Here is a 6,010-nt window from a genome sequence, read left to right on the forward strand (position 1 = left end):
CATGCTCCGCGACGGGACCTTCTACCAACCTCAGCCCACCCCAACCCCTTGACCAAATTCATAGGGGCACCCCCCCCGGTCAGCCCCTCGCCAAGTGGACGCGGTCCATGGCGAGGAGATCGACCCGATGACGAGGAGATCGACCCCTCCGTACTCAAGGAGCTTCGCGGCCTCGGCGGTGAAGTTCCCGGTGTCCTGGTCGAGCAACACCCGGGCGGCCTGCGCGAGATCCTCGAATTCCTCCGCCAACGCCCCGAAGGTTCTGTATCCAGCGACTGTTGTTGCGGTGTGTCGTTGGATCTGTCCGCCCTTTCTGGACGAGACGCGGAAGCAGCCACGATGCGGACTCTGCCCCGCCAGTGGTGATACCTGCCCAGAAGGATCACTCTCTGTCGCCGAGGTTCAGGCGGCCTCAGACACCCGCAGGGGTCGAGTCAACGGTCTGCACCGCCGCACGTGGTGCGCGGGGTGGGGCGGGGGACAGGAGGAAGGCGAGCGCCATCAATGCGGCAGCGGGCCACCGGAACGTGGGCAACGCCGATCGTGCCGACAACCGCACCGCCCACTGCTGCGGCGACGCCCGTGCCCAGATAGAGGCCCGAGATGTTCAGGGACAGGGCGGTCATCCCGGCGGCAGGCCCGCAGCGGCCAGGACGCTGCCCTGTACCGGTGGAGTGAGGGTGCTCCGCCTGAAAGTCAGAGGGAGATGAAAGGAGAGTGCTCGATGAGCAGCAGCCTGCGCAAAGACGCGCGAAGACGCCACAGAACTCGGCGGCGCGGTGAGGTAGATGCAGGCATGGCTCCCCCAGAGGTAAGGTACGCGCGGTGGCGTACCTCCAGGAAGGTACGCCGCCTCGCGTACCTTGTCGAGAGGTGGAGTGATGACCGCAGACGAGTTGGCGCACCCTCGGGTCGAGGACCTGGAGGTGGGGCCCATCCTCTTGGCGCTAGCTGACGAGAACAGGCGCCGGGTCGTGGCTGAACTGGCCGAACGGCCGGACGAGGAACGGCTCTGCGCGTCCTTCGATCTGCCGGTGGGCAAGTCCAGTCGCACCCGGCACTGGCGGGTGCTGCGTGAGGCGGGCCTGGTGTATCAGCGCGACGCGGGGAACGGGCTGTATATGCGCCTGCGCAAGGAGGACCTGGACCGCAGATTCCCTGGCCTGATCCAAGCCGTTGTGGCAGCGGACCAGGGGCATCCATAGGGGCATTCATAGGGGCAACTAGGGAAGCGCCCCGGCCCAGAAGCGCCGAAGGCCACCGCGGACGTGCGATTCCGGGGTGGCCTTCCTGGCGCGTGCGATGGCTTGGTCAGTGGCTGCCGGTGAGTTCGCCGCTGAGCTTTTCGTGGATCTGGGCGCTGGGATGGTTGAGCCCGATGATCTCGACGGTCTTGCCGCGCTGCTTGTACTTGGTCTCGATCGCGTCGAGTGCGGCGACAGAGGAGGCATCCCAGATATGGGCGGCGGTGAGATCGATGACGACCTTGTCGGGGTCGGTGGCGTACTTGAACTGGCCGACGAGGTCGTTGGAGGAGGCGAAGAACAGCTCGCCGGTCACGGAGTACACCACCGTGCTTCCGTCGGGGTCAGTGACCGCGGTGACGTTGGCGAGGTGGGCGACGCGCTTGGCGAAGATGACCATCGCGGTGACGGATCCGACGACGACACCGATGGCGAGGTTGTCGGTGGCGACCACACAGGCCACCGTGATGACCATGACCGCGATCTCACCGGCGGGCATCCGCTTGAGCGTCTTCGGGGCGATGGAGTGCCAGTCGAAGGTCGCGAAGGCCACCATCACCATCACGGCGACCAGCGCTGCCATCGGGATGTCGGAGACGATCGGGCCGAAGGCGATGCACAGCACCATCAGGAACGACCCGGCCAGGAACGTGGACAGGCGGGTGCGGGCCCCGGACACCTTCACGTTGATCATCGTCTGGCCGATCATGGCGCAGCCGCCCATGCCGCCGAAGAACCCCGTCACGATGTTGGCGATGCCCTGGCCGATCGACTCGCGCGTCTTGGAGGAGTGGGTGTCGGTGATGTCGTCGACGAGCTTGGCGGTCATCAGGGACTCCATCAGGCCGACCAGCGCCATCGCGAGGGCGTAGGGCGCGATGGTCGTGAGGGTGTCCAGGGTGAAGGGCACGTCCGGCAGCCCCGGCACCGGCAGCGACGAGGGCAACTCGCCCTTGTCGCCGACAGTCGGTACAGCGATCCCGGCAGCGACCGTGATGGCAGTGAGGATGACGATGGAGACGAGTGGCGCCGGGATCACGGTGGTGACCTTCGGGAAGAACACCATGAGCGCGAGACCGCCGATGATCAACGGGTAGACGGGCCAGGGTACGTCGTGCATTTCGGGCACCTGGGCCATGAAGATCAGGATGGCGAGGGCATTGACGAAGCCGACCATCACCGAGCGCGGCACGAACCGCATCAGCTTCGCGACACCGAGCGCGCCGAGAATGATCTGGATGACGCCGGCCAGGATGACGGCGGCGACCAGGTAGCCCAGCCCGTGCTCGCGGTTCAGAGGTGCGATCACCAGCGCGACGGCGCCGGTCGCGGCGGAGATCATCGCGCGGCGACCGCCGACGATGGAAATGGTCACGGCCATCGTGAAGGACGCGAACAGGCCGATGGCGGGGTCGACTCCCGCGATGATCGAGAACGAGATCGCCTCGGGGATCAGCGCGAGGGCGACTACCAGACCGCCCAGGATCTCGGTGCGCCAGACCTTCGGGTCGTTCAGCCACTCGGGCTTCAGACCGCGCAGCCGCGCGGCCGGGGACAGTGCGGACGTAGACAAGAGCAGGTACCTGTCGTGCTCGGGCACGCCCGTCGTCGTTGCGGGGCGTGCAGGAGGGCGCCGGACAGCCGGGGCGACCATCCGCGCAGCCCGCGTTCGGCGGGCTGAAGTTCAGAACGCAGCAGCGGGTACGAGCGAGGGCTCCGGGCGCTGCTTCAGGGGCGAAGGGTCACGGCGGGCAGGCGGCGGCGCTGGGCATCATGGGCATGCGCACGCTCTCTCCTGCAGGCATCGGTCTTCGCCGGGGGCATCATCGGCCCCGACACGGCTACGGTCACGGGAACGATCCCGCACCATAGAGGTGGGGACGGCGCGGACCGACCCGACGATCATTTACTCTACCCTAACGTTACGGTAGAGATCGACCTCGGCCGCCTGTGGCCTTGGCGACAGAAGAGGAAGGGCGCCCGCGTGAGCAGCGAGCACATGCAGATCGGCGAGGTCGCCGCACGGACCGAGCTGTCGCTGCGCACGATCCGGCACTACGAGGAGACCGGACTGGTCATCCCCTCGGCCCGCTCGCAGGGCGGTTTCCGTCTCTATACCGAGGCCGACGTGGCCCGCCTGATGGTGATCCGTCGGATGAAGCCGCTCGGTTTCACGCTGGATCAGATGCGCGACCTGTTGGAGGCCACCGACCGCCTCGACTCCGGCGAGGAGCTGGCTGCGGACGAGCGCGAGGCCCTGCTGGAGTGCGTACGCGGCTACGAACAGGACGCGGCCGAGCAGGTGGAGAAGCTGCGTACGCAGCTGGCGCGGGCGGAAGAGTTCGCCGCCACCCTGCGCGAACGCCTCACCCGCGTTCCCGCCCTCTGACACCTCCCCCCGAGGCCGCGACTCGGTGGGTCAGTTGGCCTGACCGGCCAGAAGCCGCCGGTGCACCGGGTCAGTGAGCCAGGAGCGCCGTCCGCTTACCCGGGCAACTCCCATCGGGAGCGGTCAAGGCTGTTCACCGACCGGAGCCTCACGCGGATCATCTTCATCCGCACCACGTCGTCGCTCAGCGGGGGCAGGATCCTGCGGGCGGAATGCGCGACCAGTATGCCCCCGGTGCCTGCTGCAGCGATCAGGGCGCCGGTGGCGATCGAGGTGGCATCGATCGACGGGCCGAACACCAGAGGTGAGCCGAACTGCCCCAGCCGGGTCGTGGCAGCTCCATTCATCGGTGGGTCAGATGGATGCAGGCAACGCGAGTGGGCATGTAGGGGTACGAGGAGGAGGTGCCGTGGCCGCTGAGGAGGCAAGCCAAGCGTTACGACCGTTGCGCGCGGACGATCCGACCACCGTGGCCGGGTATCGGATCATCGCCCGGTTCGGTGAGGACGACACAGGGGCGGTGTTCCTGGCGGATACGCCCAGTGGACGGCTGGTGACCATCAAGCTGATCCACCAGGATCTAGCCCGCGACCCGGAGTTCCGCCTCCGCTTTCGCCAGGAGGTACAGGCGGCGCAAAGGGCCAACACCCTGTACGCCGCATCGGTCATCGACAGCGACTCCGATGACCCACAGCCCTGGCTGGCCACCGACTACGTGGCTGGCCCATCACTGCACGACGTCGTCACCAGGTTCGGGCCGCTGCCGATGAATGCCGTAGCCGTGCTCGTCGTCGGGATCGCGAAAGCGCTCCAGGCCGTGCACGGTGCGGGTCTTGTTCACCGAGACCTCACGCCGACCAACATCCTGCTGACGGATGACGGGCCACGAGTCATCGACTTCGGCATCACGCGCGCCCTGGAATCGGTCACCGGCAACACACTCACTCGTACTGGCGCGATCGTTGGCTCGCCCGGTTTCATGGCTCCCGAGCAGGTCCGAGGCAATGACATCACACCTGCCACGGACGTCTTCGCTCTCGGCCTGGTCGCCGTCTACGCTGCCACCGGCGCCTCGGCATTTGGCGACAACACCTCGATGTACGTCACGCTCTACCGCATCGTCCATGAAGAGCCCGACCTTTCGGGTGTTCCAGAGGACCTGCGGCACCTGGTAAGAGCCTGCCTGGCCAAGGATCCTCAGGAGCGGCCTTCTCTGGACAGAGTCATCGAGTCTTGCAGTGGCATCATCGCGTCGCCAGAACCGATCCCTCCCGACGGCTGGCTCCCGCCCGCGGTGGTGGCTGACATCGACCGGAATCGTCTGGCAGTCCTCTCCACTCTGAGCACCGCTCCCGCATCATCGGCGAGCCGTCCGCCCCTGTCGGCTGACGCGTCGCCTCAACCCGCCACAGCACCAGCCACAGCGTCACTCGGTTCGGGTGTGTGGGCAGGCGCGGAGCCAACGCGAGGGGTGTCTGGCAAGAACCTCTATGCCATTGGGTTGTTGGCCTGCCTGTTCAGCGTCGTGCTTGCGGCACCCAAAGGAGCGTGGTGGATTACAGAGTTTCTCGTCGGCATGGGGGTGGTCGTCGTTGCAACGGCAGTGGTCAACATCTGCCGCGGCAAGGCGACTTACGAGGCAGCCGAGGCCGTCGAGGCCGAAGGGGCTGTGTTGCCCTTGGCCCGGAGCAGTCCGCGAAGAGGGATTGCCTTCCTGGACGGCTTTGCAGACGCCGTGTTCTTTCTGAGACCCCGTGCCGCTGCGCTGTCCGAGGCCCGGACGCGCGACGCGTGCCTGCATGAGGCCTACAACCGGCTTGGCCCTCCTTCCCCGGACGGAGCAGGCACCGCGGGACGGGGGGAGCGATGAGCGAACCCATGCCCGCACCCGAGCCGGAAGCTGCCGAATCCAGGAGCAGTTGGCAGGACCTCCCTGTCGAACAGCAGGTCGCTGCTTGGGAGACGGCTGTTCAGGGAAGCGCCGAGCGGATGCTGCGTCAGGTTGAGGCGGACTACGAACACCGGCGCTGGATGGACCGTGTGGAGGTTCGCTTCCGGATCTTCGGTGCCGTGTTGGGCTCTACTGGCATCACCGGTGTCTTCTGGCTGACGAAGTACCTTGTGGACCACGATGCCCCCGCCTACGCGGCTGGAGTCTTCGGAGCAAGCATCGCCGCGTTCGTTGGCCTAGTGCTCAAAAGCGCCCGCCGAAAGCCCTGAGTCTGTCTGCCCAGGCGCGGCGTCGAAGTCCCCCAGGGCGACGGCGTGTTGAGGCGTCAGCGAAGACGTGTCTGCGGCTGGGACTTGTCCGGTCGATCATGTGACTACTCCGTGCCCGAGTCGTTCCTGTGGGCATGGGGCGGGGAGATCTGAGCGA

General features: G+C 66.7%; 6 protein-coding genes. 4 read left to right on the top strand and 2 right to left on the bottom strand.

What is annotated here, in order from left to right; translation table 11 throughout:
- Positions 1-881 precede the first annotated feature (881 nt).
- Entirely contained in the window at positions 882-1,205 is a 324-nt protein-coding gene (locus AC5P1C_RS43285) for an ArsR/SmtB family transcription factor (protein WP_493871516.1), read from the top strand.
- A 106-nt stretch (positions 1,206-1,311) separates the two neighbouring features.
- Here the strand turns inward: AC5P1C_RS43285 and AC5P1C_RS43290 are convergent, their stop codons facing one another.
- Positions 1,312-2,817 carry a SulP family inorganic anion transporter gene (locus tag AC5P1C_RS43290; protein ID WP_493871517.1) on the bottom strand — a complete coding sequence of 502 codons (1,506 nt, stop codon included), beginning with the start codon at positions 2,815-2,817 and terminating at the stop codon, positions 1,312-1,314.
- 411 nt (positions 2,818-3,228) lie between these two features.
- On the opposite strand from AC5P1C_RS43290, the gene AC5P1C_RS43295 reads away from it, so the two are divergent.
- The gene (locus tag AC5P1C_RS43295) at positions 3,229-3,633 is read left to right on the top strand and encodes a MerR family transcriptional regulator (protein ID WP_493871518.1); all 405 of its coding nucleotides are present in this window, start codon (positions 3,229-3,231) and stop codon (positions 3,631-3,633) included.
- 95 nt (positions 3,634-3,728) lie between these two features.
- Here the strand turns inward: AC5P1C_RS43295 and AC5P1C_RS43300 are convergent, their stop codons facing one another.
- The gene (locus AC5P1C_RS43300; protein ID WP_493871519.1) at positions 3,729-3,980 is read right to left on the bottom strand and encodes a hypothetical protein; all 252 of its coding nucleotides are present in this window, start codon (positions 3,978-3,980) and stop codon (positions 3,729-3,731) included.
- Positions 3,981-4,042: 62 nt separating this feature from the next.
- Here AC5P1C_RS43300 and AC5P1C_RS43305 point away from each other — a divergent pair, with 62 nt between their 5' ends.
- Positions 4,043-5,503 carry a serine/threonine-protein kinase gene (locus tag AC5P1C_RS43305; RefSeq protein WP_493871520.1) on the top strand — a complete coding sequence of 487 codons (1,461 nt, stop codon included), beginning with the start codon at positions 4,043-4,045 and terminating at the stop codon, positions 5,501-5,503.
- An 8-nt stretch (positions 5,504-5,511) separates the two neighbouring features.
- On the top strand, positions 5,512-5,853 hold the full coding sequence (locus AC5P1C_RS43310; RefSeq protein ID WP_493871521.1) for a hypothetical protein: 342 nt from the start codon (positions 5,512-5,514) through the stop codon (positions 5,851-5,853).
- Positions 5,854-6,010: the final 157 nt, after the last annotated feature.

This window comes from Streptomyces sp. A18, assembly GCF_059026065.1.

Coding starts and splice junctions, on each gene's coding strand:
- AC5P1C_RS43285 (WP_493871516.1), top strand. CDS start 882: ATGACCGCAGACGAGTTGGCGCACCCTCGGGTCGAGGACCTGGAGGTG.
- AC5P1C_RS43300 (WP_493871519.1), bottom strand. CDS start 3,980: ATGAATGGAGCTGCCACGACCCGGCTGGGGCAGTTCGGCTCACCTCTG.
- AC5P1C_RS43310 (WP_493871521.1), top strand. CDS start 5,512: ATGCCCGCACCCGAGCCGGAAGCTGCCGAATCCAGGAGCAGTTGGCAG.